Source organism: Pedobacter sp. MC2016-24 (assembly GCF_015223055.1).
Taxonomy (GTDB): domain Bacteria; phylum Bacteroidota; class Bacteroidia; order Sphingobacteriales; family Sphingobacteriaceae; genus Pedobacter.
Map to the genome: position 1 here is coordinate 114,823 of NZ_JADFBX010000009.1, position 26,691 is coordinate 141,513.

A 26,691-nucleotide genomic window follows, 5' to 3' on the forward strand; every position below is an offset into this window, starting at 1 on the left:
GAATGAAGTATATCCTTCAACTGACCTTACTGGTTTTTATAGCATTTTCGAATTCTGTAAAAGCCCAGCAGCTACCTATAATAACCCTTAAAGATGCCTTTGCAGAGGCAGACAGAACCTACCCCGGACTGGCAGAACGTACTGCGGGTGTAGAGGAATTTGAAATCCGTAAAAAGGAAGTTCAAAGTAAATCCCTTCCGCAGGTACAACTACAGGCACAACAGTCTTACGGAACCTATCAGGGTAGCAGCGGAGCTTTCTTCCCCGTTCCTGGCGTTTTTAATGTGACAGGTAACAGCCTGGGCTTAGATGCCGGAGCACAGGCTACCGGAAATGCATTTGGCTCTGTCTTAATGGATTGGAAAGTTTTTGAATTTGGCAGGCAAAGGAAGTCTGTCGCTGCTGCTGAATACCAGGTTCAAGGAGCCAAAAGCAGCTACGACGCTTCAAGATTGTCTTTGCATTCCAAGATCAGCCGCTTATATCTGGATATTTTTTATAGTAAGGCCAACTTGCAATGGGCGGAAAGAAATGTGGAACGTGTGAATCAGGTTCTTGAAATTGCTAAAAGCCTTTCCTCTGCCGGGTTAAAGCCCGGTGCTGACACGGCGATTGTCTCTTCTGCCTACTCCCAGGCGCTGGCCATCCGCTATGAGTGGCTTGGAAGATACCAGGCCAGTCAAGCAAATTTTACCGAAGTGGTACCAAACATCAGCTGGTCGGTTGCTGATCACTCTTCTTCAGAAATGGAAATAGCTAAAGCTGATCAGGATACTATTAATTCTACCCATCCATACTTACAGGTGATTGAGAAACAACTGGCTTACGAAAAAACACTGGAGCAGGTGGTTGCAAGAAAAATACTGCCTTCCTTCTCAATTTTGGGAGGGGTATCTACAAGGGGCAGTGGTATCGGGCAAAACGGTATCATTAACCGGGCATCGGCTCAGGCTATCAAAACCTTGCCAATAACTATTTGGTTGGGGTAGGCCTTACTTGGAACATCGGTAATGCTTATACCAGCTCACTAGAAAGAAAGCGGAGCCAAAAGACCATTAAAGGGGTACAGGAAAAATATAATCTGCAGCAGGTGCAGATGAACAGCGCCTTATCGGCCGTGTCTTTAAGAATTCTTCAGCAGCGGACATTGCTTGGCCAAACTCAAAAGGCATTTGCAAAAGCATCAGAGGCCTACGAACTTTACCTTGCCAGATATCTGGGTGGGCTAATCAACCTGACAGAGCTCTTACAGATCCAGGCTTTGCTGCAGTCTTCGGAACGTGACAACCTGCAATCCGGACAGAACTATTGGAACCTGATCACTACCCAGGCCGAACTATCCAGTGACTTCTCTTTATTACTTAACCATTTTAATTAAGCGCCATGAATATGATCAGGTTTGCACTAAAAAAGCCACTCACCATAATGGTAGCTGTCATTGCTATCGCCTACTTTTCTTTTACAGCTATTCGGAACATTAATGTTGACATTTTTCCCAAGGTGGAGCTGCCGGTAATTTATATTGCCATGCCCTACGGAGGGCTGACCCCAGCCTACATGGATGGCTTTATGGCTAATGAATTCCAAAAGGTACTTATTTTTGTAAGCGGTGTTAAGGATATTGATTTTAAAAGTGTTCAGGGCTTTACGCTGATGAAACTCACCTTTTATCCGGGTACAGATATGGCGCAGGCTTCGGCCGAAGTATCTACCCAGGTTTCCCGGGCTATGGGCTTTCTGCCGCCCGGAGCCGTTCCGCCTCAGGTAGTCAGGTTTGACGGAAGCTCACTTCCCATTGGTCAGCTGGTATTTGAAAGCCCCAAACGCTCTATTACCGAGTTGCAGACACTTGCACTGACCAAGATCAGACCCATGTTTGTATCTATTCCCGGAGTGACAGCTCCAGCACCTTTTGGCGGAAACATCCGTACCATGGTAGTCAAAGTAAACCCTGAACTGATGCAGTCCTATGGCTTATCTGCTCAGGAAGTTACCATGGCCATTGCTAAGAATAATTTCCCTTCTCCGGCCGGTAACATCAGGATCGGGGACCAAAACCTGATGAGTCCTTTAAACTCTATAGCCAAAGACCCTGAGGAGTTTTTGAATATACCCGTGAAATTAACTAAGGGAAATACGATCTTTATTAGAGATATAGCCTCAGTTGAGGATGCAGCAGATGCAACTACCGGTTATGCAATTATTAATGGAAAGCGGTCGGTTTACCTTCCTGTAATCAAGAAGGCTGATGCCTCAACCCTTAAAGTTGTAGAAAATCTAAAGGCTGCAATCCCCATGCTTAAAGCGGCAATGCCCGAGGATGTGGACATCAAATATGTATTTGATCAATCCAGCTATATAGAACGTTCTTTGGAAAACCTGATCCATGAAGGCATCCTTGGTGCGGTGCTGACAGGGATCATGGTTTTTCTTTTTCTTGGAGATGCCAGGGGTTCACTGATTGTGGTATTAACCATACCTATTGCCATACTTTCTGCTGTAATTATGTTGTATTTGTTTGGTCAGACGATCAATGTAATGACTTTGAGCGGGCTAGCCCTGGCCATTGGTATTCTTGTAGACGAGGCTACTGTAACCATTGAAAACATCCATCAGCATTTTGAGATGCAAAAACCCAAACAACGGGCTATTCTGGATGCCTTGATTGAAATCTCTATCCCTAAGATCCTGATCCTATTCTGTATTCTGGCGGTATTGATTCCCTCGTTTATGATGACCGGGATTCCTAAAGATATGTTCATGCCCCTTTCTATGGCTGTTGCATTTGCCATGATCGCCTCTTTCATTGCTTCACAGACATTTGTACCCATACTTGCGAATTGGTTAATGAAGCCCGAGTTGATCATCCATCACAAGCCAAATAACAAGGCTAAAAAATTGACTAGATTTGAAAAATTTAAACGCCGGTACCTCATCTTAACCAGATATGGGCAGACTCGGGTTGCTGGAGTACTAGGTATTTATGTGATTCTCGTTCTTGTACTTATTGCAACAGGGGCGACCTTAATTGGTACAGATATCCTTCCGGCAAGCAACAGCGGAGATATTCAGCTAAGAATTGTGGCCCCAGAAGGAAGCAGGCTTGAAAAGTCAGAAGGCTATCTGAAAAAGGTTACCGAGATCATTCAAAGCCAACTGCCTCCGGATGCCATAAAAATTACTTCAGCCTTTGTCGGCCTACAGCCATCGGCCACAGCTATTAATCCCGTTTTCTTATTTACCAGTGGAACACATGAATCAGTCTTGCAGGTTTCAATTGATCAGCATGTTTTTTCCGGATCTATTGCCTCTCTCAAGGAATCCATTCGTAAAGATATTAAAGCGCAGCTACCCGAACTGGCAGTAAATTTTGAACCCATTGAGCTTGTCGAAAAAATCATGAGCCAGGGCGCAATGACGCCTATTCAAATCAAAGTGGCTGCTGGTCAACTAAAAGGGGCAGAGAAATTAGCTAAAAAGATTGAAGCTGGATTACATGATATTCCTGCACTAAGGGATATCCGTATTGCCGAACCTGTAAACTCACCTGGTGTACAGATCAATGTCAACAGGGAGCTTGCAGCCCAGTTTGGCCTGACCATGGAAGATGTTGCACGCACGCTCACCATTGCCACTTCATCCACCAGATTTACCAATAAAAACCTTTGGGTTGACCCAAAATCAGGAATAGTCTTTCAGGTACAGGTTCAAATTCCAGAGGGAGATATGCATTCTCTTGACAGGCTGAGATCGCTGCCACTGAAATCAGGGGCTTCAAGACCTGTTTTGGAGGATGTTGCCACTTTATCTATCATAAAAATGCCTGCACAGGTAAACAGGCAAGGGCCTAACAGGTATGTAAGCATCCTGGCGAACACCTATCAGTCAGATCTTGGTGCGGCATCAAAGGCCGTCAAACAGGTCATCGAAGATGCGGGAACACCGCCCAGAGGAATCATCGTTTCCACTGAAGGACTTATGCAGTTGCTTGAGGATACCCTTTCTGGTTTACAGATCGGACTGGTGGTGGCAATAGTAGTGATATTTCTAATGCTTACCGCCTATTATCAATCATTTGCGGTTTCAGGGTTGATTTTATCTGTTGTTCCTGCTGTAATAGGCGGAAGTCTGATTATGCTTATTCTTTGTGGCAGTACCTTAAATCTGCAAAGCTATATGGGCATTATTATGTCTGTTGGCGTTTCTGTATCCAATGCAGTACTAATGATCAATCAGGCAGAGCTTAACCGGTTGAAACATGGGCTTGCTGCAAGGCAAGCCGCATTTTTAGCCGCATCCTCCAGGCTAAGACCGATCATCATGACCACACTTGCAATGATTGCCGGTATGATTCCTATGTCTTTGGGCATGGGAGAAGGTGGTGAGCAGGTTGCTCCCCTGGGACAAGCCGTAATCGGAGGATTGCTCCTATCAACCCTTTCCGCACTATTGGTGCTTCCACATCTGTATGCTTTAGTGATGAAAAATAAAAGCAGAAATAGTTCTACGCTTGATCCTGACGATCCTGAAAATTCAAACCTTAAAAATATATTAATCCCAACAACTTAATAAACTAATTATGAAACAAATCAATTTCACACACTATACGAAGGTGTTCTTTTTTTTGCCGTTTATGCTCCTTATTTTTTCATGCGGGCAGGAAAAACCCAATACTAAAGCTGTTGTAGCCAAAAAATCAACTGCCGTAGAGGTTATAAATCCGGTGATGGATCAGCCGGGCTATTCACTTGAACTACCCGGTGAGCTCAAGGCTTTTGAGGAAGTGGTGCTATACCCGAAGGTTAAGGGCTTTGTCAAACAAATTTTGGTAGACAGGGGTAGCCGGGTAAGGCGTGGCCAATTACTCGCGGTGTTAGAGGCTCCGGAGATTAGCCAGCAATATCTTGCTGCTAAGGCGGATGAAAATAAATTCCATGAAGACTACCTCTACAGCCGTCAGGCCTACGACCGCTTAAACAAGGCAGCCGCCAGGTCCGGTGCAGTTGCAGAGATTGAACTGGACAGGGCAAGAAGTAAGTTTATAAGTGACAGCGCCGCATATGCGTCCGTCAAAGCAAAAACCGGAGCTTCAGCACAATTGCAACAGTACTTAAGGATAACCGCCCCTTTTGATGGAATGGTAACTGATAAGAATGTTTCTGTTGGGGCATTAGTTGGCGAAGGCACGCAGACACCACTATTTTCTATCTCTCAAACCAGAAATTTGAGACTGACAGTTGCTATTCCAGAAAAGCATGGGCAATCAATCAATAAACAAACTAAAGTTTCCTTTACAGTTGCGGATCATCCTGGAAAAATCTACCAATCTGTACTTTCAAGAAAAAGTGGTGTGCTGGATCAGCAATCCAGGTCAGTCACCGCTGAGTTTGATGTGAATAACACAAATGGCGAACTTGGAGGAGGCGAGTACGCACAGGTTAAACTTTCCTTAAAAAGACCTGGACCTACCGCCTGGCTGCCTGTGACCAGTGTTGTTAATGCACAATCGGGCATTTTTGTTATTAAAGTAGTTGGAGATGTAGTTTCCAGGATTCCTGTTTCACTGGGGATCAGAAAAGCAGAAATTCAGGAAGTTTTTGGAGAACTATCTTCTAAAGATCAAATTGTAAAATCGGGAACTGAAGAGTTGACCGAAGGAATAAAAATTGTAATTAAATAAATCGAATCATGATACCGACAACAGAAAATTATAATGATACTATCAAACGATATAAAAAATGGTTTACTTTCTCAAACATCAGCACAGCATTATTGGCAATCTTTATGCTGGCAATACTTTTCAGTCCGGATGTTAAAGGACTGGTCATACAGGGGTTAATGAAAGTTGGACTATTTCAACCAGATATTTCTGAAAAAGCTCAGGAGAATTCAGTACCAATTCAGCAAGCTTCTGCAAAGCAAGTCTCTTTTACTGATGTGAAAGGAAAGACCATTAATTTGTCTGATCAGAAAGGCAAAGTTGTATTTATGAATTTTTGGGCGACCTGGTGCCCGCCCTGTATTGCCGAAATGCCCGCAATCAATAGTTTATATTCAAAGTATAAGGATAATAAAAATGTGGTTTTTATTATGGTAGATGTGGATAGTAAAATCGACGCCTCTACCGAATTTATGAAGAAGCGACACTTTAGCCTGCCGGTATATATTCCCGCAAGCGAAATGCCAGAAGATTACTTCTCAGGATCTATGCCAACCACTGTCATCCTGGATAAGGCAGGAAACATTGCCTTCCATCATTTAGGAGGAGCCGATTATGCAAATCCGGAAGTTTCTGCATTTATTGATAAGCTCGCTAAATAATTTAATTGAAACCTGGACTCAGGCTGTATATTTCAACAAAAGTGGTTCTTCCCCAATTTTGGTGGTAATTATGATAATTGAAGGCTAGTGTTCGTTAGAAATTAATGAACGTTATGAATCTAATTTTCTCTTCTGTTGATGTATTTAAAGTTATTTCTGTAGATAATCAGGCTGATTATATAAATATATACGTGCAAAGTCGACAGAGAATCTGTTTATGCCTAAATTGCTGTGAACCCTCCACCAAATTACATAGTTATTACACACGGAAATTTAATGACTTGCCGACCTTTGGAAAAGCTTGCAAGATCTTTCTAAGATCTCGTAAATTTTATTGTCTCACTGATGAGTGTCCGCTTAAAATTTTTACAGAACGCTATGAAGATCATTTCAAACCATGCAGGCGGACAACAAAGCGTCTGGAAGAAAAGCTATTAGATACTGTTTTGGAATTGGGCGGCAAACCAGGGGAAAGAATATGTCGTCATTTTTCAATAACTGTCAGCGACACTACTTTGCTGAGACTTGTCAATAGGGCTCCTTTACCTGAACCTGGCAATTTTACAGCTATAGGGGTTGATGATTGGGCTTACAAAAAGCGGGAAAGGTATGGCAGCATTCTGGTAGATTTAACAACAAGAAGAGTAGTAGATCTGCTGCCCGACAGAGAAGAAAAGAGTTTAATTATTTGGTTACGGAAACAGCCAAAACTTGAAGTAATAACCAGGGATCGTTATGGCAAGTACAGGCGTGCGGCAACTAAGGGAGCTCCACAGGCTATACAAGTGACCGATCGCTGGCATTTGTTAAAGAACCTCGGAGAAGCCCTTACTAAAATGATGACCCGTGAATATACCAGATTAACTAGATCATTAGCCCCCAAGATTGAAGAAAGCCCAGTGGAAATACCTGACGAATTGCCTGTTAGAGAAAAAGAAGTGGCTACTACCGGAATTATAAGGTGACGGTTTGATGAGATGAAGAAATTACAGGCAGAAGGCTTATCGATAAAAGGAATTGCAAGACAATTGGGTATGCACAGGGAAACGGTTAGAAAATACATGTTGACAGAAAACCTGGTCCGTAAATCCTACAAGGACAGGGGCATGATCGAGAACTACTTCAATTATATTAAAAAGCGAATGGAAGAGGATGATAGCCTTTATTTGAAAACATTATGGAGTGAGTTGCGGAATATGGGATATCCGGGAGGATACAGTACGCTTTCTGAAGCCCTGGCTTACTACGGCATTCGTATCGGAAAGAAAGCAAGAAATCCAAAGTCGACTCAACAATCAGGCTCATTTCTTTAAGCCTTCTAATGCTGCAATATTGTTTCTGACACCGGAAAACAAGCTTAATACAACACAGAAAGAGCTAATAAACAATTTATGTAAATCATCATCTGGCTTAGAACGCGCCTTATTACTGGCGAGAGAATTCCGCAATCTTATGGAAAACAAGTTGGGGAAACAACTCCGTGGCTGGATAGAAAATGTGCTGCGCTCAGGGATTAGCGAGATTGCAACTTTTGCAAATGGTTTGTTAAGGGATTACCAGTCCATCGAAAATGCAATCAGCTTGCCTTGGAGCAATGGCCCGGTAGAAGGCAATGTAAATAAGTTAAAGACCATCAAACGGCAAATGTATGGCAGGGCCAGTTTCGAATTACTTAGAAAAAGATTAGTACTCAAACCAACTTAACCACCAAATGTGGGGAAGAACCACTTTCCCTGAAATACCCAAGCTTGGTCTAGGTTATGAAAATGTGTCGTTAAACCTTCAGAAGCAAGCTGTGTCATTTTTAAATGAGCAACTTTTTAATAAGGCTGGTTTGGTTAATAGATCATGCAATGTCTGGCAAGGTAGGTTATGATCCGTCCAAGGTGCGCAGAAATTGAGTTTATACAAATATTAGTATATCACCATACCGATGAAATCTTTGTGTCAAAGTCGGATAAATTTTGCACTTGTTTAAATAATCGTCAGTTGGACGATAATAATTTCAATTATTAAATGTCAAATTGACGTTGGCAAGCGTTTTTTGTGTTGCGTTTTTTTTATAAAAAACCTTGTAATTTTTTAAATAACATTTTTTTTAATGTTTTTTTGTATCAATTTTTTATTTATAATGTTGTTTTTTTATTAAATGATTAAAAGTTTTTTGTCACTTGCTAAACAGGTTTAGCTTTTGTAGGTTTGAATAAACCAAATATTTAATTATGTCTGAATTCTGCCAAGTGGTTAAAAAAATAGTCGATTTTTTAAACCGTTCAAAAGGCTCAATTGCCTTACCAGCATCAGGAAATGAAAACAATAATTGGTTAATATTAACAAGCTAGCCGAAATAAAAACTAAACCTGATTGTATGGACAAAGTTTATGAATTGACGGAGTTGTGGGATAACTCAATAAAAGGAGAAGAGCAGTCTTTTGCCTTACTTCACAAATCCTTGTACCCTTGTTTATTTAATTATGCGGTTAAGATGATCAAAGACGAGGACCTCGCGGATGATATGCTTCAGGATTTATTTATTAAATTCTGGCAAAATAAATCTCGGATCGGGAGCATTGTTAATGTTAAGGCTTATTTCTACCGCTCAGTCCGGTCAATGACTCTAAATCATATTAAAAGCCAGCAACTAAGAGACGCGAAGCTTGAGGCCATGCCTGTACCAGACATGGAATTTTCAAAAGAAGAAATTATGCTTTCGCATGAAATAGATGCTGGGCTTAAATCATCCATGACCCAAGCGTTGAATAGACTTCCCGCAAAACAGCGTGAAGTGATATATATGCACTTTTATGATAAACTGGACTATACGCAGATTGCTGAGATCACAGGAACAAAATATCAATCTGTGGTCAATAGTGTTTATCGGGCGGTGCAGGTTTTAAGAGAAGTTCCGCTACTTAAAGATATCTACGCGCTTTAAATGGCAAATTAATTAATAGCGTTCATAATTAAAATGTAACCTACAAATAAATATTTATAGGATTATTAAATAAAATGGAATAAATTTGATCTGACATGAGTATGTAACTCAATTTGCTCTGTCATATTAATATGAAGAGAAATAATCCTTCCGAAGAAGAAGCTGAAGATAAACTGCCATTCTCTTTTAGAAAGAAAGAAGTTTCATCTGAAAAGATAGAAAAGCATTGGCAAAGGATCGTGGCACAAATTGCCGGCAAAAATGATTACACTGAATCAGATAAGATAGAAACGCTCAAAACCAGAAGCGTTAAGCTCCGTTAACGCAAATATTTCCTTATTTCTCTTTTACGTTTAGGCCGAATTTCTCTAGGCGAACCGTTCATTATATAAAAATATGATGATGAGTATGTATGTAAAATTTTCTTGTCATATGGGTATGAAAATGGATTATCCTGATATAAAAGAAGTAGAAGAAGAATTGCCATTCAATTTTAAACGGAAAGAAATTTCAGTTGCGAAAATAGAAGCACACTGGCAAAATATACGAGATAGATTGATGATTGCGAATGCTAAGGATTTCCAGGTAAAAACTGAACGGAATAAAAATTAAATTGAATATGATACGAAAAGTTAGCTTTATATGTTGCTTATTGAGTTTTTTTGTGCCGATAATGTCACCAGCTCAGTCTCACTATCCCGGTCAGCACAAAGGAAAATTTGCCATTGAAGATAAATTAAAGCCTGCAGTTTACAGTTTTGACCTGGATGCCGTTCGATTGCTGGACAGTCGCTTCAGGCAAAACATGGAACGCGAGCAAAAATGGCTGGCAACTATTGATACAAAACGTTTGTTACATAGTTTTAGAACCAATGCCGGCATCTATGACGCGAATGAGGGGGGATATTTTGAGATTAAAAAACTCGCAGGCTGGGAATCGCTGGACTGTGAACTGCGCGGCCATTCCACGGGACACATATTATCGGGTCTGGCTTTACTATACGCCTCAACAGGGGATAATCAGTACAAAATCAAAGCAGATAGTTTGGTAGGTGGTCTGGCAGAGGTGCAGCAGGTGTTAAACCAAAGCGGCTATCTAAGTGCTTTTCCGCAGGAACTGATCAACAGGAATATGCAGGGAAAACGAGTTTGGGCTCCCTGGTATACTTTGCATAAAATCTATAGTGGTTTGATTGATCAGTATTTGTATTGCGATAATCAACTCGCGCTCGAAGTGGTAAAAAAAATGGCTTCATGGGCTTATCATAAACTACAGGTGGTAACGCCTCAACAACGTAGCCTCATGTTACGAAATGAGTTTGGCGGGATCAATGAATCATTTTATAATCTTTACGCTATTACTGGTAATCCTGAGGATAAATGGCTGGCAGAGTTTTTTTATCATAACGAAATGCTGGACCCACTGAAAGAGGGTAAAGACATTCTCGAAAAAAAGCATGCCAACACCTATATTCCTAAATTGATAGGCCTGAGCCGCGATTATGAAATAGAAGGGAAGGGTGATGGCGATAAAATTGCCAGTTTCTTTTGGGAAACGGTTAATAGTCACCATTCCTTTGCTACCGGTAGCAATAGTGATAAAGAAAAATTCTTTAAGCCGGACCATCAGTCGGCCCATTTAACCGGGTATACGGGTGAAAGCTGTAACGTTTACAATATGCTCAAATTGAGCAGACACTTATTTTCGCATACTGCCGATGTTAAATACGCAGATTATTACGAAAAGGCGCTATACAATCACATTTTAGGGCAGCAGGATCCAGAAACGGGAATGATTGCCTACTTTTTACCTATGCTTCCTGGGGCACATAAAGTTTACAGCACGCCTGATAGTTCATTCTGGTGTTGCGTAGGTAGTGGCTTTGAAAATCAAGCGAAATATGGTGAAGCTATTTATTACCATGCTAAAAATGATGTATATGTAAATCTTTTTATATCCTCAGAACTGGACTGGAAAGACAAAGGTTTTAAATTGAGGCAGGAAACCAATTTTCCTGAAACAGGAAGAATTAAATTTAGTGTTTTGCAAAGTCCCTCCATACCAATGGGACTGCAGATCAGGTATCCCTACTGGGCCGTTAATGGAGCCTTGCTGAAAGTAAATGGAAAAGTAGTGCCGGTAAAGCAAAAACCTGGCAGCTATTTGCTGATCAATAGAAAATGGAAAGCTGGTGACCATATAGAATTAGATTTTCCGATGTCCTTGCGTACGGTGGCCACCAATGATGATCCTGATGTGGCTGCAATAGCCTATGGCCCTATTGTTTTGGCAGGAGAGATGGGAACCGCTGGTATGAAATCCCCCGTACCGTTTTCAGATCCTAAGTTATACAATGATTATTACACTTATGATTATAAGGTACCCTCAGGCATTATCAGCTCATTGACATTGAAAAAGGATAATTTAAACATAGCAGTTCAACCTGTAGCTGGAAAGCCGCTTACCTTTAGAACATTAAAAGAAGGGATTATTCTACGTCCGCTTTACGATATTCATCAGCAAAGATATGTGGTTTACTGGAAGTTGAATTAGCGCAGATACTTGTGTATTTCTAAGAAAAAAAGCAGTAAATATGAGTATGTGATTGTTTTTCTGTTGTCATTAGGTTAAAACGTATTGACCGATCATGACTATTTTTCGAAACTTATTATTTACTGCTATATTCTTGTTTGTTTATGTTGTTGCAAACGCGCAGTTAAATACTTCAAGAGCTATCGCTTATTGTGCAGTTCAAGCAGATAAAACCCTTAAATCAATTCCTGCAGATAGTATAAATATTCCCCGTAGTATTGCCTATGGAAAAAAGGACTGGAAGTTCGTGGATTTTAAAGATTGGTGTAGTGGCTTCTGGCCAGGAATTTTATGGTATGCTTATGAAGGGACACATGATGTGAAATATAAACAGGAGGCGGATAAATTTTCGCGCGAACTTACGCCACTTTCAATGATGAAAGCATTTGACCATGATCTGGGCTTTCAGATCTTCAACAGCTTTGGTAACGGTTACCGCTTGACAAAGAATCCTGAGTATAAAAAAATTATCCTTTCTTCCGCTGATACGCTGGCAACCCTGTTCAATCCTAGAGCAGGGACCATTTTATCCTGGCCGCGGCCAGTACCAAATATGGAATGGCCGCAACATAATACGATTATTGATAATATGATCAATCTGGAAATGCTGTTCTGGGCATCAAAAAATGGAGGAAGCAAAAAGCTTTATGACATTGCGGTATCACATGCAAAGACAACTATGAAAAATCATTTCAGGGCAGACTATACTTCCTATCATGCAGTGGTTTATAATAGAGAAACCGGAGCTAAAATAAAAGCAGTGACCCACCAGGGCTATGCTGACAATTCGATGTGGGCAAGAGGCCAATCATGGGCTATTTATGGTTATACCATGTGCTATAGAGAAACTAAAGATCCTGTGTTTTTAGACTTTGCTCAAAAGGTTAGTGATGTGTATTTAAAAGATCTGCCTGCAGATTTGATCCCTTACTGGGATTTTAATGACCCAGCGATTCCGAAAGCACCACGTGATGCTTCTGCCGCAGCTGTTGTTGCTTCCGCGTTACTGGAACTGTCTACGCTTACCAAGGACAAGGCAAAATCTAAAATATATCGGAAAAAAGCAGAGCAGATGTTGAGGTCTCTATCGGCTGCGCAATATCAGAGCAGGGAAAAGAACAGTGCTTTTTTGTTGCACTCAACAGGACATAAGCCTAATGGATCGGAGATAGATGCTGCTATTATTTATGCTGATTATTATTACATTGAGGCTTTATTGCGTCTTAAAAAACTTCAGAGAGGTGTCAGTATTTATGCTAATCTTAAATCGTAAACAGCGAAATTACTTGCCAAATTGCCCCTTTTTCTTCATATAAACTAATTAGAAATGATGATCCGACTATTGAAATGCCTTTTTCTTGTGTTAACCTGCTATAATCTGTCGTTTGCCCAAGATATTGTAAGGGGTACAGAAACAACATTACTGTCTCCAGATAAAAATACAATCCTTAAGTTTTATCAGAAAAGTGATCCTGCCGGCAAAAAAACTTTTTATTACCAGGTCAGCTATAAAAGTAAAATAGTAATAGCTGAATCCATAATGGAGCTTCAATTGGACAACCATTTATCTGAAAGCGCAATGGCCCTTCCGGTAGATAAACATGCACGATGGTTTGAAAATCTGAAGGTGAAAAAGATCAGCGTTTCTACCAAAGATACATTATGGAAGCCTGTATATGGGGAAAAGGAATTGATTCGGGACCATTTTAATGCCACTACAATAGAGGCGGTAAAGGATGATAACCCAATTTATTTAATGAACATTGAGCTAAGGGCTTACAATGAAGGGATCGCTTTCCGTTTCTTTTTTCCAGAGAATGAAAAAGGCACCTATTACCGTATCATGGCTGAAAATACCGAGTTTAGTTTACCAGATGGAACAAATGCCTGGGTAGCTGATTGGGCACAGGCACCTTACAAAAAACTACCCTTAAAGAATTGGGAAAGGGAAGCGGAACGTCCATTGACATTGGAATTGTCAAATGGACTGCATGCTGTATTGGCTGAAGCTCAAATGGTAGATTATGCACGTACTAAGTTTAAGCTGAGTACAACAAAGTCAAATACGATTCAGACCGCTATGTTTACGCCAGCGGATCTGATCTCTCCCTTTGCTACACCCTGGCGGGCAATTATGGTAGCCGAAAGTCCAGCTCAACTTGCGGAAAATAATCACTTCATTCTGAATCTTAATGAACCTACGAAAATAAAAGACGAAAGTTGGATCAAACCAGGGAAAATAATGCGGGTAATGTCGCAAACGACTAAAGATGCCTTGGAGAATATTGATTTTGTAGTTGCTCGCAACCTGCAATATATCCTGTTCGACTGGAAGTGGTATGGACCTGCTTTCAGCTTCAGTTCAGATGCGTCTAAGGTGGCCATTAAAGATTTTGACCTCCCTGCGATCATAAAATATGGGAAAGAGAAAGGAGTTGGTGTATGGTTGTATGTGAACCAGCAAGCTTTATTGATGCAAAGCGATAGTCTGTTTTCTATTTATAAGAAATGGGGTGTAGCAGGTGTAAAGTTCGGTTTTGTACAGTCGGGCTCGCATCGTTGGACTACCTGGGTGGAGAAAGCAATACAGCAGGCGGCTGAAAATCAGATTATGGTCAATATTCATGATGACTGGCGGCCGACTGGGGAGCAAAGAACTTGGCCTAATCTGATGACTTCAGAAGGCATCAGGGGTAATGAAGAAATGCCTGATGCTACCAATAATACAGTGATGCCTTTCACACGTTACATAGCAGGGGCTGCAGATTATACCATTTGTTATTTTGATAAACGAATCAAGACGACTCATGGTCATCAGCTAGCGTTGGCCGCCATTTATTTTAGTCCGCTGCAAACCCTTTATTGGTACGATAAACCATCTTATTACCATAATGAGCCGGAATTGGAGTTTTGGGATAAAATTCCTGCCAGCTGGGATGAAACAAAAGTATTACAAGGGGCGCCGGGCGAATTTGTCAGTGTGGCACGGCGGAGTGGAAACCAGTGGTTTATGGGAACCATTACCAATACAGAAGCGCGAACAGTAAAAATAAAATTTGATTTTTTGCCTAAGGGAAAAACTTATGTGGCTAAAATCTACAGCGATAACGACAAAATAACTACAGCCACTAAGGTCGGTATAGAAACCAAACAAGTGGATGCTAAGACTGTACTTGAAATTAAATTAAAAGCTTCAGGTGGACAGTCCATTTGGCTGCAACCGAAATAATAGATCAAACAAATAACCTATTTAACCAATAACATGAGCGAATCAACAACTAAAGCCAAATTTACCGACAAGAAATTTGTGGTTACCCTCGTCTTTGTCACCTCTCTTTTTATGTTCTGGGGTATTGCCATTACCATGGCCGACGTTCTGAACAAGCACTTTCAGCATACCATGAATCTTTCCAAGTCGCAATCTGCATTTGTACAGTTCGCTGTCTTCGGAGCATACGCCGTCATGGGAATTCCTGCGGGTCTATTTATGAAGCGTTTCGGTTATAAAAAAGGGGTGCTTTTGGGACTTTCACTTTTTGCTGTCGGGGCATTTCTTTTTGTGCCAGCAGCGAATATCTCATCTTTTGCCTTTTTTGGTATTGCGCTTTTTATCGTCGGTTGTGGTCTTTCTACTCTGGAAACTGTTGCGCATCCTTTCGTAGCCTCATTGGGCGATCAACGTACCAGTGATCAACGTATTAATTTTGCTCAATCTTTTAATGCTGTCGGTGCAATGTTAGGTCCTGCAATTGGCAGTTACTTTTTATTGCGCAATAACGTAGAAGGGAGTACAGACTTAACCTCAGTAAAAGTGTTGTATGCTGTAATTGGTGTGGTGATTTTGCTGGTAGCATTGTCTTTCTCTTTTGTTAAAGTACCGCCAACAACAGATCCACATGCGGTTTCGGCAGCAGATGCCGATGCGGTAAATGTTGATGTGGCACCGGATAAAAAGCTGTTTGACCATAAGCATTTTGTATGGGCTGTTGCTGCCCAGTTCTTTAATGTAGCTGCTCAGGCTGGGACATGGGCATTTTTTATTAATTATGGCCATGAAAAAATGGGCTTTTCCGATGCGGAGGCTGCGAATTATATGGTGGCCTTTATGGGCATGATGCTGGCCGGACGTTTTATCGGAACATTTTTAATGCGTATTATTCCCCCAAATAAATTGCTGGCCGCCTTCGCCTTTGGGAATATTCTGATGTGCATCATTGTAGCGCAAAGCTTTGGGATGGTCTCGTTTGTCGCGTTATTAATGATTAATTTCTTTTTTAGCATCATGTTCCCTACAATATTTAGTTTAGGATTGAAAAATCTTGGCGCACGTACACAGCAGGCAGCCTCATTTTTATCGATGGGTGTCGTAGGTGGTGCATTTTTCCCATTTATCATGGGTGCTGTGGCCGACAGTTATGGCATTGCACATGCCTATTATGCACCAATCATATGTTATATCGTGATCTTTTTGTTTGGGTATAAATTTTATAAAGTAAAACACTAAATGAGCGATAAGAAAAGTCCGACTTTGTTGATTCGTATATTCGTCCTTTTAAGTCTGCTTCAGATGTCATTAATGGTCTCTGCGCAAAGAATTCGATCCCCTAAATACGATTTTTCTTACCTCGATCGTAAAATACAAGGCTGGGTAGATAGCGGCTATTACAAAGGATCATCCATCATTGTTGTTAAGGATAATCAGCTCATCCATCAAAAATATTATGGTAATTACAATACAGGAACAGTAGCTTACATCGCTTCTGCAGGTAAGTGGCTTGCGGCTGCAACTATCGCTGCTGTTGTGGATGAAGGAAAACTTTCCTGGGATGATCCGGTAAATAAATGGTTACCCGAATTTAAGGATGTAAAGGGGCAGGCTACTTTGCGTCAATTATTTTCACATACAGCGGGCTATCCGGATTACCAACCGAAGGGAAATAGAAGCGATAATTACCAGACCTTATCTGAATCTGTTGCTGCATTGTTAAATCTCCCTGCAGATACACTACCTGGCACTAAGTTTAAATATGGTGGTTTGGCCATGCAGGTTGCGGGTCGTATGGCAGAACTGTCTACCAGAAAGGATTGGGAAATGATCTTTCAGGAAAAAATAGCCAGACCTTTACAAATGAAGGCCACTCATTTTACGCCTGTAGATGCTACGCCTGGACATAGCCCTATGCTGGGAGGTGGGGCAAGAACGACTTTACAGGATTATGCTAATTTTTTAAATATGATCAGTAACAATGGTCTGTTTAAAGGAAAACGGATTTTATCTGTTGAAGCGATTCGGGAAATGCAGACTGATCAGGTCGGTAAAGCCTATGTTGCTCCGGCTGAGTATGTGGCCAACGCAAGAGCAAGTACAAGGAATGATATTTATGGTTTGGGTGAATGGCGGGAAGAAGTGGATGGTCAGGGAAATGCAGAGTTGATCAGTAGTCCAAGCTGGGCAGGTGCTTATCCCTGGATTGATAAAAAGCATAGCGTCTATGGATTTTTTCTGGCCAGGGTTGACCAAATGAAAAATGGTTTCAACTCTTTTCTGGGTAGCCCCGTCTTACCTTATTTGGTTAGAGATGTGTTAGTGCAGGCTGGGAATCCTGAACTGAAACATGGATATATAAGCACTCATGATCGGGCACGTTTGTATTATGAGGAATTAGGGAAAGGAGAACCCTTGGTATTCATTCATGGGCATTCCTTTGATCGGAGTGAATGGGATCCACAGTTTTTTGAACTGTCAAAAAAATATCGGGTAATCCGTTACGATCTTCGGGGTTATGGCTGGTCATCTATGCCTTCAGAATCACAAAAAGCTTTGCATGCCGATGATCTTGCCACTTTGCTGGATGCATTAAAAATTAATAAAGCACATATTGTCGGACTTTCACTGGGCGGATTTATTGTTTCTGACTTCATCGCTCTTTATCAATCGCGGATTTTAACGGCCACGGCGGCAAGTGGTGATTTTTTTAATGTAAAAGGACCCTCTCAAGCCTGGACTAAGGAGGACTGGGATCAACAAAGTGCGAAGATTAAAGCATGGCAGCTTAAGGGGGCAGATGCCATGAAGCGTGAGTGGTTTAATGCTTTTACGGTACGCAATGGGAAGGTTATTGAAAATTTGAGAAAACCGATTTGGACGATGATATACAAATGGGATGCCTGGCAGCCTCAACATCATGAACCCAGGTTTTTATTGGGCAATGACCTTTCTGCAAAGCTTAAGGGACTAAATGTAACTGTTCCTGTATTGGTCTTAACTGGAGATGCCGATGCCGGACATCAAAATAAATTGCTTGCAGCTATTCCCTCAGCAAAACAGGTTTTTATCAGGAATGCCGGCCATGTGAGTAATCTGGAGAATCCCGAACGGTTTAATCAGGCATTGTTAAACTTTTTAAGTCAGTATAAAAAAGAATAAAATAAGCTACACAATAAATATGAAAAAGATTGTTAATCCCCTGTTTATTTATTTAATGTTTTTTGGCACTGGATTGCCCGTCTTTTCACAAGACATCAGCAAAGTTTGGATAGCTGATCAGGGTAATGGTACGTATAAAAATCCGATACTTCATGCAGATTATTCTGATCCGGATGCCATCAGGGTAGGGGATGATTATTACATGACCGCTTCCAGCTTTAACTGTATTCCAGGCCTGCCTGTCTTGCATTCTAAAGATCTTGTAAACTGGAAGTTGATCAATTATGCTTTAAAAACGCAGGAACCCGAAGCATTGTACAATACTCCCCAACACGGTAAGGGCGTGTGGGCACCAAGTATTATTTTTCATAAGGGAGAATATCGGATTTATTATCCTGACCCTGATTACGGGATTTTTATGGTGAGGACCAAAAATCCTGCCGGGAATTGGAGTAAACCAGAACTTATCATGGCTGGAAAGGGATTGATCGATCCGAGTGCTTTTTGGGATGATGACGGTAAATCTTATCTGGCGCTTGCCTGGGCAGGCAGTCGGGCCGGAGTCAACAGCTTATTGACAATCTACCCTATGAACAGCACAGGTACACAAGTTGTGGGAAAGGGTAAACATGTTTTTGATGGGCATGATCATCACCATACCGTAGAAGGACCGAAGTTTTATAAACGCAATGGTTACTATTACCTGTTTGCCCCGGCTGGCGGTGTGGCTACAGGCTGGCAACTCGTATTGCGATCCAAAAATATTTATGGCCCTTATGAACAAAAGGTAGTGATGGACCAGGGCAAAACAGCTATTAATGGACCACATCAAGGGGCATTGGTTGGCACACCGAAGGGACAAGACTGGTTCCTTCATTTTCAAGACAAGTTTGCTTACGGTCGCATTTTGCATCTTCAGCCAGTAAAATGGGTAAACAATTGGCCGGTTATTGGAGCTGATCCTGATGGAGACGGTAAAGGAGAACCCGTGCCTTCCTTTACAAAGCCTGATGTGGGCAGGCAATATCCGGTGGTTACCCCTGGGGAAAGTGATGAATTTAATCATGAGGAGCCGGGGCTGCAGTGGCAATGGCATGCTAATGAACAGATCCAGTGGAGTGCGCAGATACGGAATTCTGGCTACCTGCGCCTTTTTGCCTATCCCACACCGAAGGATGCGCTGAACTTATGGCTAGTACCTAACCTGCTATTGCAAAAATTACCTGCTCCGGATTTTACGGCCACCACTAAAGTTAAGTTTAGTACGGAATGGGATGTTTGGCAAAGTAAAAAAGCCGGTTTATTGGTCATGGGGAATGATTATGCTTACCTCTCCATATCAAAAGATGAAAAAGGGTATAAAGTAAGTCAGGTACTTTGCAAAGATGCTTTAAACGGCTCTTCCGAAAGCTTGATCGAAGAAAAATCAATAGCTGGGGCTGAAGTATATTTAAGAGTCCAGTTATGTGCTCCTGATGCCGTATGTAAATTTAGCTACAGTGAAGATGGAATCAATTTCAAACCTATAGGTATTGCTTTTAAGGCGCAGCCAGATAAATGGATTGGTGCGAAGGTCGGATTGTTTTGCATCAGCAAACCAGACATCCGCACTGGCGGTTATGCAGATTTTGACTGGTTCAGGATAGATAAATAAGATTGGATAGCATGATGAGAATTTTTAAGGGAATAGCCACCTGTTTTGTTTTGCTCCTTTTTGTGAGTGATTCGATTTTTGCGCAGATCAAAACAGATGCCGTCTGGCAATGGTCAACTACAGTAAATGCATTAACTTCTAAGGAAACCAATGACCATCCTACAGCTTTTTTATGGATTCCACCTAATTGTAAGCAGGTTAGGGGAGTTGTAATTGGTCAGCACAATATGCTGGAAGAGGGTATTTTGGAGCACCCTGCTTTTCGTGAGAATTTAGCGAAACTCGGTTTTGCAGAAATATGGGTGACACCGGCTTTGGATATGGTATATGATTTTAACGCTCCAACCAGCCTGACTGCTTTTAATGAGATGATCAATAGTTTTGCAGACATTTCAGGTTACTCTGAACTACAGTTTGCGCCAATCGTCCCTATCGGACATTCGGCTGCAGCTAGTTACCCATGGAATTTTGCAGCATCAAATCCTTCCCGCACATTGGCGATAATATCTGTACATGGGGATGCACCTCTCACAAATATGACGGGAAGTGGTAAGCCAAACCCAGATTGGGAAAATAGGAATATCGACGGCATACCTGGACTTTTTGTAATGGGTGAATATGAATGGCTGGAAGGACGTATTGTTCCCGCTATAGACTATCGTAAGGCACATCCAAAGGCGCCAATCGCCTATTTGTGTGATGCAGGCTTTGGTCATTTTGATTATTCAGATGAGTTGGTCGGATTTTTAAATATGTTTATCACGAAGACTGCAAAAGCGAGGCTCCCAGTCTCATTTGCTATGAATAGTCCTGTAACTTTGAAAGCAATAGATCCGGAAGAAGGCTGGCTCGTTGATCGATGGCGGGACAATAAGGCTCCAACGGCATTGTCGGCCGCTTTCGCAAATTACCAGGGAAACAAGGAAGAAGCCGGATGGGCATTTGACCGGGAAATGGCCTTGGCCACCGAAAGTTATTATGCCAGGGCGAGAGGGAAGATACCCCAATATATTGGGTATGTGCAGGCCGGCAAGTTACTGCCGCCATCAGGGTTTTCCGGTTTCAACCCTAAGTTTATGCCACTGGCTGACGGACTGACATTTCATCTCCAAGCCAAATACCTGGACTCCGCCGTTGGCAAACCTGCTGTGAAAGCTAATTCAGCTGTTAAGATTAATATTACGAGAATATGTGGTCCTGTTGTTAAAATAGATGATTCTACTTTTAAAATCTCCTTCAACAGGCTAGGCTTTAACAATACAAAACGTTCAGGGGATGTATGGTTCATGGCTAGAAGTGATGGCGATGCCATTTATAAGTCGGCTGTTCAGCAAGCCAATATGAAAATACCGATAGTCAATAAAGAAGGAAAGGCACAAAAGATTAATTTTCCTACAATCGGATTAGCCAAGGGGCAGGGAAGAATAAGGCTGAAGGCAAGTTCAGATTCAGGGGAACCTGTTCAATATTACATCAAAGCTGGGCCTGCAGAAATCAAAAATGATAAGTTATATCTGACCAAGATTCCGCCAAGAGCGAAATATCCTGTAAAAGTAACTGTTGTTGCTTGGCAATACGGAAGGCGTTTTTCACCGCAACTTCAATCCGCATCACCTGTTGAACAGGTGTTTTACATTGGCAAATAATAATTTTAGAAATTCTATCAAAAAAAATCAGCGGTATGAGTATGCCTGAAATATTTGGTTGTCTTTAGATTATAGTATCAGAAGGTAGTTTAAAACCGCTGATAGATAAACTAAAATTAACCAAATATACATGGAAAAGAGTTTTACGAATTTATGCACGAAAAAATTTCGTGCTTCTGAAGGCTTGAGGAAGATAAAATACTATACTTCCTACGGTTTTCTGCTGCTTTTATTGCAGTTTTTTTCACTTTTTGCCTCTGCTCAGGAAAAGACACTGTCGGGAACAGTTATTGATGCTGAAGGTGGAGCGTTGCCTGGTGTCAGTGTTCAGGTAAAAAATACAAAATCCGGTACGACAACCTCGGCTGAAGGAAAGTTTAGCATTAGTGTTCCTTCAGGCACGAGTAATCCGGTATTGGTTTTCTCCTTTATCGGTTATACTAAAAAAGAAGTTGAAGTGGGTAGCCAGACCACTTTTAATATTACCTTGCAAGTGTCTGATAATGAATTGTCTGAAGTAGTGGTGGTGGGGTACGGTACCCAGAAAAAGGAAACATTAACTGGTTCTGTTGCAGTAGTGAGTGCAAAATCATTTGAAAATAAGGGTGCATTGGCTAGTCCCTTGCAAGCCTTGCAGGGTCAGGTTCCCGGGGCTATCATCACGCGGGGCTCTGGAGCACCAGGTGATGAATCATGGGGCATCAAATTGAGGAGTGCCGTCTCTGTTAAATCAGTAGAACCTTTAGTCATCATTGATGGTATTGCTTATGATAGCTTTAGGGAACTGAGACTAATTAATCCATCCGATATCGATAATATCTCATTCTTAAAAGATGCTGCGGCATCAATTTATGGGTCCAGAGCTGCAGGTGGGGTGATGTTAGTGACCACAAAAAAAGGGAAATCCGGTAAAGCCGCAGTGGAATTCAGTTCTCTATACAGTTATAAAAAGCCGGGGTTGCAGCCTCGTTTGATGAGTATGGACGAGTGGGCCAATGGTGTGATAACGGCTAGGACAAATGACGGTTTAGGTGAAAATGATGTGTGGATTCGTTATGCAAAGCTTGCGCTTCAAAATAAGGGGGGCTATATTGATGCCAGAGATCCTGCGACAGCTCCTATACCATCTGCTTTTACAGACGTAAAAGATTTTGTATTCCTGGATAACAATTGGACAGATATTTTATGGGGAGGAGCGGGCACAACGCAAAATGATTTAAGCATTTCAGGAAGGACAGAAAAAGCAGGTTATCGCTTGTCGGCAGGCTATTTATTTGATGAAGGAACTTTACGTTGGGGTAATAATACTAACAAGCGCTATAATTTTCGTTTGAACAATGACTTTCAGATTTCGGACCGTTTTACGATTGAGTCAGTCATAAGTTATAGCAACCAAAATCAAGTTATCCCTACGATGATCGGCAATACTTTGGGACAAGGATATCCCCAGCCAGGTTTTCCATCAGCAACGTTAAATGGTAAACCCTATGCCTGGGGTGGCCAATACACACCAAATTGGTTTGCTGAGCTTGGAGGAGATAATCAACTTAAGGTAAAGTCAACCAATATCAGTGAGAACTTTAAGTTCAAGGTAACCAATGAGCTGCAATGGGTCACTACATTGGGAATGAATTTCAGTACAGCAATACGCGATGTTCAGCAAAACACAATTGATTGGTATAATTATGAGGGCGATTTACTTATACAGAGTAATCCTAATCAGGCCAATAGCTCTTATGCAAAATCTACCGCATCTACGGATTTCTATTCTGCCTCTACTTACCTAAATTATGTGAAAACATTTAAAGGTGAGCATAACGTTTCCGCTACCTTGGGAGGTCAGTATGAATTTAATGATTACGATAGTTACAATACAAAGATATTAGACATCAACAGTTCCTTATCTACTATTAATGGTGCTGGTGTAGTTACTTCTGGTGCTACCCGTAATCAATACGCAATAGGCTCTTATTATTCAAGGTTGAACTACAATTATAAAAATAGATATCTCTTTGAGGTGAACGGGCGATATGATGGTTCATCCAAATTCGCACGTCAAAACAGATGGAATCTATTTTATGGCTTCTCCGGAGGATGGAGAGTTGGTGAAGAAAGTTTTATGAAGGATCTTAAAATTTTTGACGAATTAAAATTAAGAGCTTCTTATGGCATTGTCGGTAACCAAACTGGTATAGATTTATATGATGGTGTACAGTTGTACAATCAGTCTTCCGGCACTGGTGCTTACCTTGGTACAGGAAAAGTAACTTATGTGACGACTAATGGAAAACTGGTTTCCTACGACCGTACCTGGGAACGTAATCATAACTATAATGTGGCTTTGGATTTTGCTTTACTGAAAAGCAGGCTTTCTGGTACCTTGGAATACTTCCTTAAAAAGAACAATAACATGTTCTTATCGGCGCAGTATTCTGCTGTTTTAGGTGCCAATGCTCCTGAGGCCAATATTGGTAAATTGAGTGGGAAGGGTTATGAAGCCACTTTGAACTGGAGTGATAGAAAGGGTGACTTTTCTTATAACATTGGTGGTGTATTCACTTATGCTGAAAATAAAATCGTTGATTATGGAGGTGTAAGTGTACTTTCTTCGGGGGGACGCATTGGCGCTTTGCAAGGATTTCCACTCAATTCCATTGTGGGATTGGAGTATGATGGTAAAATACAAAATGAAGAACAGCGTACCGCTTATTTTGATAAGTATTTAGTAGGTAATACAATTGGACTTACCAATGCCATCCGGGTTGGGGATAATATGTATAAGGACTCAAATGGTGATGGCAAGTTAACTTATGATGACCTGGTTTATCTGGGGACTGATGATCCTAAAATTTCTTACTCGTTCAATCTGGGGGGCTCATATAAAGGATTTGATTGTTCGATCATTTTCCAAGGCGCTACTGCAAGAACCATATTCAGGGATGACGTGAACTGGAGGCAGCCATTCAGATCGGTGTATTTGAATACCACCAATCAATCTGTTAATAACAACTGGACTCCTGAGAATACGACTGCTTTCTTTCCTAGATATTCAACCGATGGCGTAGTTAATACCTATAATTACCAGGCTTCTTCCTGGTCTGTCGAAAATGGTTCCTACTTGCGTTTAAAGAATATTGTACTTGGTTATACCTTGCCAGAATCGGTAATCAAGAAAACAAAAGCATTTTCTAAACTGAGGATATATGTAGCGGGGCAGGATCTATGGGAGACGACTAAAATCAATGATGGTTGGGATCCCGAGGCTACCAGGACAGTAAGTTCCGGCATACAGCGCTATCCTTTCAGTCGCGCGGTAACCGTGGGTCTTAATGCAGCATTTTAATTTAATCATCATGAAAACAAATTTCAAAAAATATACAATAGCGCTATTTCTGGCCACATCTCTTTTTGGAGGACTTGTGGGCTGCAATAAAATAACCGATCTTGATCCACTGGACCAGATCGCTGATGGAAATTACTGGAAAACGGCTAACCAATTTAAGTTGTTTGCCAACCAGTTTTATGGCTGGCGAGCTGATTTTAGAAGTGTGATCAACGATAATCCACACAGTGATTACCGTTCTGATTTGATTAGTAACCTGACGCCGAATCAATATAGTAATGGAACCAATTCCAATTCAGGTACAGACGGCAATTTCTCAGGTGCATTTTCTAAAATAAGGTTAACCAATACTTTATTGTTAAATGCATCCCAGTATGCCGCAGCTGGGGAAATTACCCAGTATGTTGCCGAAGCAAAATTTTTCAGAGCCTATATTTATTTCGATTTACTACAGTTATTTGGTGATGTACCCATTGTGGAAGGGGTACTTGATGTTAATGATCCAATCTTAAAAGGGAAACGGAACGACAGGTCTGAAGTAGCTGACTTTATCATTCAGGATTTGCAGGCAGCCATTCCCAACTTACCTTTAGAGAATTCGATTCCTGCTGGTGATAAAGGCAGAGTGAGTCGAGGTGCTGCGCAAGCTTTTTTATCGAGGGTTGCCTTGTTCGAAGGTACCTGGCAAAAGTTCCGCAACAACACGGCCCGCGCTACAGGACTTCTGGATATTGCGGTTAATGCGGCAAAAGGTGTAATGAACAGCACACAGTACGAATTATTTAAACCTGCTATTTTGGGAGATTCTGCTCAGAAATATATGTTTGTACTGGAAGATGCAAAATCAAATCCTGCCGGGATTACTAAAAGTGCCAATAAGGAATATATTTTTAGCAACAGACACGATGAGACCTTAAATCCTATTGGAACGAATATCAGTCACGGACAATTCGCTAACGTTGTACTGGTGGCACGTAAGTTTGCAAATCTTTACCTAAGCCAAAACGGGCTGCCGATAAACAATGCCAACAATATCCAATTTCAGGGGTATAATACGATCACCTCGGAATACCAAAATAGGGATAACCGCATGAAACATACGTTAATGCCACCCCGTAAGGCGTACTGGTCTAACGACAATGGACGGGTAACCTGGTTGGGAGATGCTGCAGACTTAACTACTGCAGTATTCAAATCCTACATTCCTTCCAATTCCGGTACTGGTTATAACAATCAAAAATGGAATGCTGAGCGGAAGGTAACAGATAACTTTGAGGGCTATGATTTTCCTATTATACGTTATGCGGAGGTTTTATTGAATTATGCTGAGGCAGTTTTTGAAAGAGATGGTGCAATCTCTGATGCGGATTTAGATATTTCGCTAAATCTGGTTAGAAATCGCGTGAATACCACCATGCCCAAATTGAGTAACGCTTTTGCTACTGCTAATAATTTGGATATCCGCACAGAAATAAGGAGGGAGAGAACGGTAGAACTTTATAACGAAGGATTTAGGATAGATGATTTAAAGCGTTGGAAAACTGCCGAATTAGAGATGCCGCAAGACTTTTTAGGTATCAAGTACACAGGTACTGAATATGCAACTGCGGCAGTTTGGGGCACTACGCTTAACCGACCTAAAAACGCTGAAGGTGCGATCATTTTCGAATCGGGACGAACCTGGTCTGACAAAAATTATTTATATCCTATTCCCGCTGATCAGTTAAAACTTAATCCTAACCTAGGGCAAAACCCAAATTGGTAGACCTTAA

General features: G+C 41.3%; 20 protein-coding genes. All 20 read left to right on the top strand.

All coding sequences use genetic code 11. The annotated features are described in order from the left end of the window. Window positions 1–2 precede the first annotated feature (2 nt). A complete protein-coding gene (locus tag IM797_RS19475) occupies window positions 3–989 on the top strand; it encodes a TolC family protein (protein WP_194128845.1) in 987 nt (328 codons plus the stop codon). Then, on the top strand, window positions 977–1,378 hold the full coding sequence (locus IM797_RS19480; RefSeq protein WP_194128846.1) for a TolC family protein: 402 nt from the start codon (window positions 977–979) through the stop codon (window positions 1,376–1,378). Before IM797_RS19475 ends, IM797_RS19480 begins: the two co-directional genes overlap by 13 nt. Window positions 1,379–1,383: 5 nt before the next feature. Next, the gene (locus tag IM797_RS19485; protein WP_194128847.1) at window positions 1,384–4,569 is read left to right on the top strand and encodes an efflux RND transporter permease subunit; all 3,186 of its coding nucleotides are present in this window, start codon (window positions 1,384–1,386) and stop codon (window positions 4,567–4,569) included. A 10-nt stretch (window positions 4,570–4,579) separates the two neighbouring features. Continuing rightward, complete coding sequence (locus IM797_RS19490; protein ID WP_194128848.1) at window positions 4,580–5,680, top strand: efflux RND transporter periplasmic adaptor subunit; 1,101 nt, start codon at window positions 4,580–4,582, stop codon at window positions 5,678–5,680. A gap of 8 nt (window positions 5,681–5,688) precedes the next feature. Next, window positions 5,689–6,321, top strand: coding sequence for a TlpA disulfide reductase family protein (locus tag IM797_RS19495; RefSeq protein WP_194128849.1), 633 nt, complete (start codon window positions 5,689–5,691; stop codon window positions 6,319–6,321). A gap of 113 nt (window positions 6,322–6,434) precedes the next feature. Further along, complete coding sequence (locus tag IM797_RS19500) at window positions 6,435–7,286, top strand: ISL3 family transposase (RefSeq protein ID WP_194128850.1); 852 nt, start codon at window positions 6,435–6,437, stop codon at window positions 7,284–7,286. A 12-nt stretch (window positions 7,287–7,298) separates the two neighbouring features. Beyond that, on the top strand, window positions 7,299–7,634 hold the full coding sequence (locus tag IM797_RS28435) for a hypothetical protein (protein ID WP_228098966.1): 336 nt from the start codon (window positions 7,299–7,301) through the stop codon (window positions 7,632–7,634). Continuing rightward, window positions 7,597–8,025 (top strand): transposase, encoded by a 429-nt coding sequence (locus IM797_RS19505; protein WP_370583101.1) that lies wholly within the window; start codon window positions 7,597–7,599, stop codon window positions 8,023–8,025. Before IM797_RS28435 ends, IM797_RS19505 begins: the two co-directional genes overlap by 38 nt. A 664-nt stretch (window positions 8,026–8,689) precedes the next feature. Continuing rightward, window positions 8,690–9,256 (top strand): RNA polymerase sigma factor, encoded by a 567-nt coding sequence (locus tag IM797_RS19510; RefSeq protein ID WP_194128852.1) that lies wholly within the window; start codon window positions 8,690–8,692, stop codon window positions 9,254–9,256. A gap of 131 nt (window positions 9,257–9,387) precedes the next feature. Further along, window positions 9,388–9,579 (top strand): hypothetical protein, encoded by a 192-nt coding sequence (locus tag IM797_RS19515; protein WP_194128853.1) that lies wholly within the window; start codon window positions 9,388–9,390, stop codon window positions 9,577–9,579. Between the two features lie 73 nt (window positions 9,580–9,652). Then, a complete protein-coding gene (locus IM797_RS19520; RefSeq protein WP_194128854.1) occupies window positions 9,653–9,868 on the top strand; it encodes a hypothetical protein in 216 nt (71 codons plus the stop codon). A 61-nt stretch (window positions 9,869–9,929) separates the two neighbouring features. Further along, window positions 9,930–11,810, top strand: a complete 1,881-nt coding sequence (locus IM797_RS19525; protein ID WP_228098967.1) for a glycoside hydrolase family 127 protein — start codon at window positions 9,930–9,932, stop codon at window positions 11,808–11,810. A gap of 94 nt (window positions 11,811–11,904) precedes the next feature. Continuing rightward, the gene (locus tag IM797_RS19530) at window positions 11,905–13,122 is read left to right on the top strand and encodes a glycoside hydrolase family 88 protein (protein WP_194128856.1); all 1,218 of its coding nucleotides are present in this window, start codon (window positions 11,905–11,907) and stop codon (window positions 13,120–13,122) included. 54 nt (window positions 13,123–13,176) lie between these two features. Then, entirely contained in the window at window positions 13,177–15,078 is a 1,902-nt protein-coding gene (locus IM797_RS19535; RefSeq protein ID WP_228098968.1) for a glycoside hydrolase family 97 protein, read from the top strand. Between the two features lie 33 nt (window positions 15,079–15,111). Beyond that, window positions 15,112–16,353, top strand: coding sequence for an L-fucose:H+ symporter permease (gene fucP / locus IM797_RS19540; RefSeq protein WP_194128857.1), 1,242 nt, complete (start codon window positions 15,112–15,114; stop codon window positions 16,351–16,353). Next, the gene (locus IM797_RS19545) at window positions 16,354–18,276 is read left to right on the top strand and encodes an alpha/beta fold hydrolase (RefSeq protein ID WP_228098969.1); all 1,923 of its coding nucleotides are present in this window, start codon (window positions 16,354–16,356) and stop codon (window positions 18,274–18,276) included. A 19-nt stretch (window positions 18,277–18,295) separates the two neighbouring features. Next, a complete protein-coding gene (locus IM797_RS19550) occupies window positions 18,296–19,930 on the top strand; it encodes a glycoside hydrolase 43 family protein (RefSeq protein ID WP_194128858.1) in 1,635 nt (544 codons plus the stop codon). Window positions 19,931–19,941: 11 nt separating this feature from the next. Beyond that, window positions 19,942–21,576, top strand: a complete 1,635-nt coding sequence (locus IM797_RS19555; protein ID WP_228098970.1) for a hypothetical protein — start codon at window positions 19,942–19,944, stop codon at window positions 21,574–21,576. A 130-nt stretch (window positions 21,577–21,706) separates the two neighbouring features. Beyond that, window positions 21,707–24,919, top strand: coding sequence for a TonB-dependent receptor (locus IM797_RS19560; protein ID WP_194128859.1), 3,213 nt, complete (start codon window positions 21,707–21,709; stop codon window positions 24,917–24,919). A 10-nt stretch (window positions 24,920–24,929) separates the two neighbouring features. Next, complete coding sequence (locus IM797_RS19565) at window positions 24,930–26,684, top strand: RagB/SusD family nutrient uptake outer membrane protein (protein ID WP_194128860.1); 1,755 nt, start codon at window positions 24,930–24,932, stop codon at window positions 26,682–26,684. Window positions 26,685–26,691 lie beyond the last annotated feature (7 nt).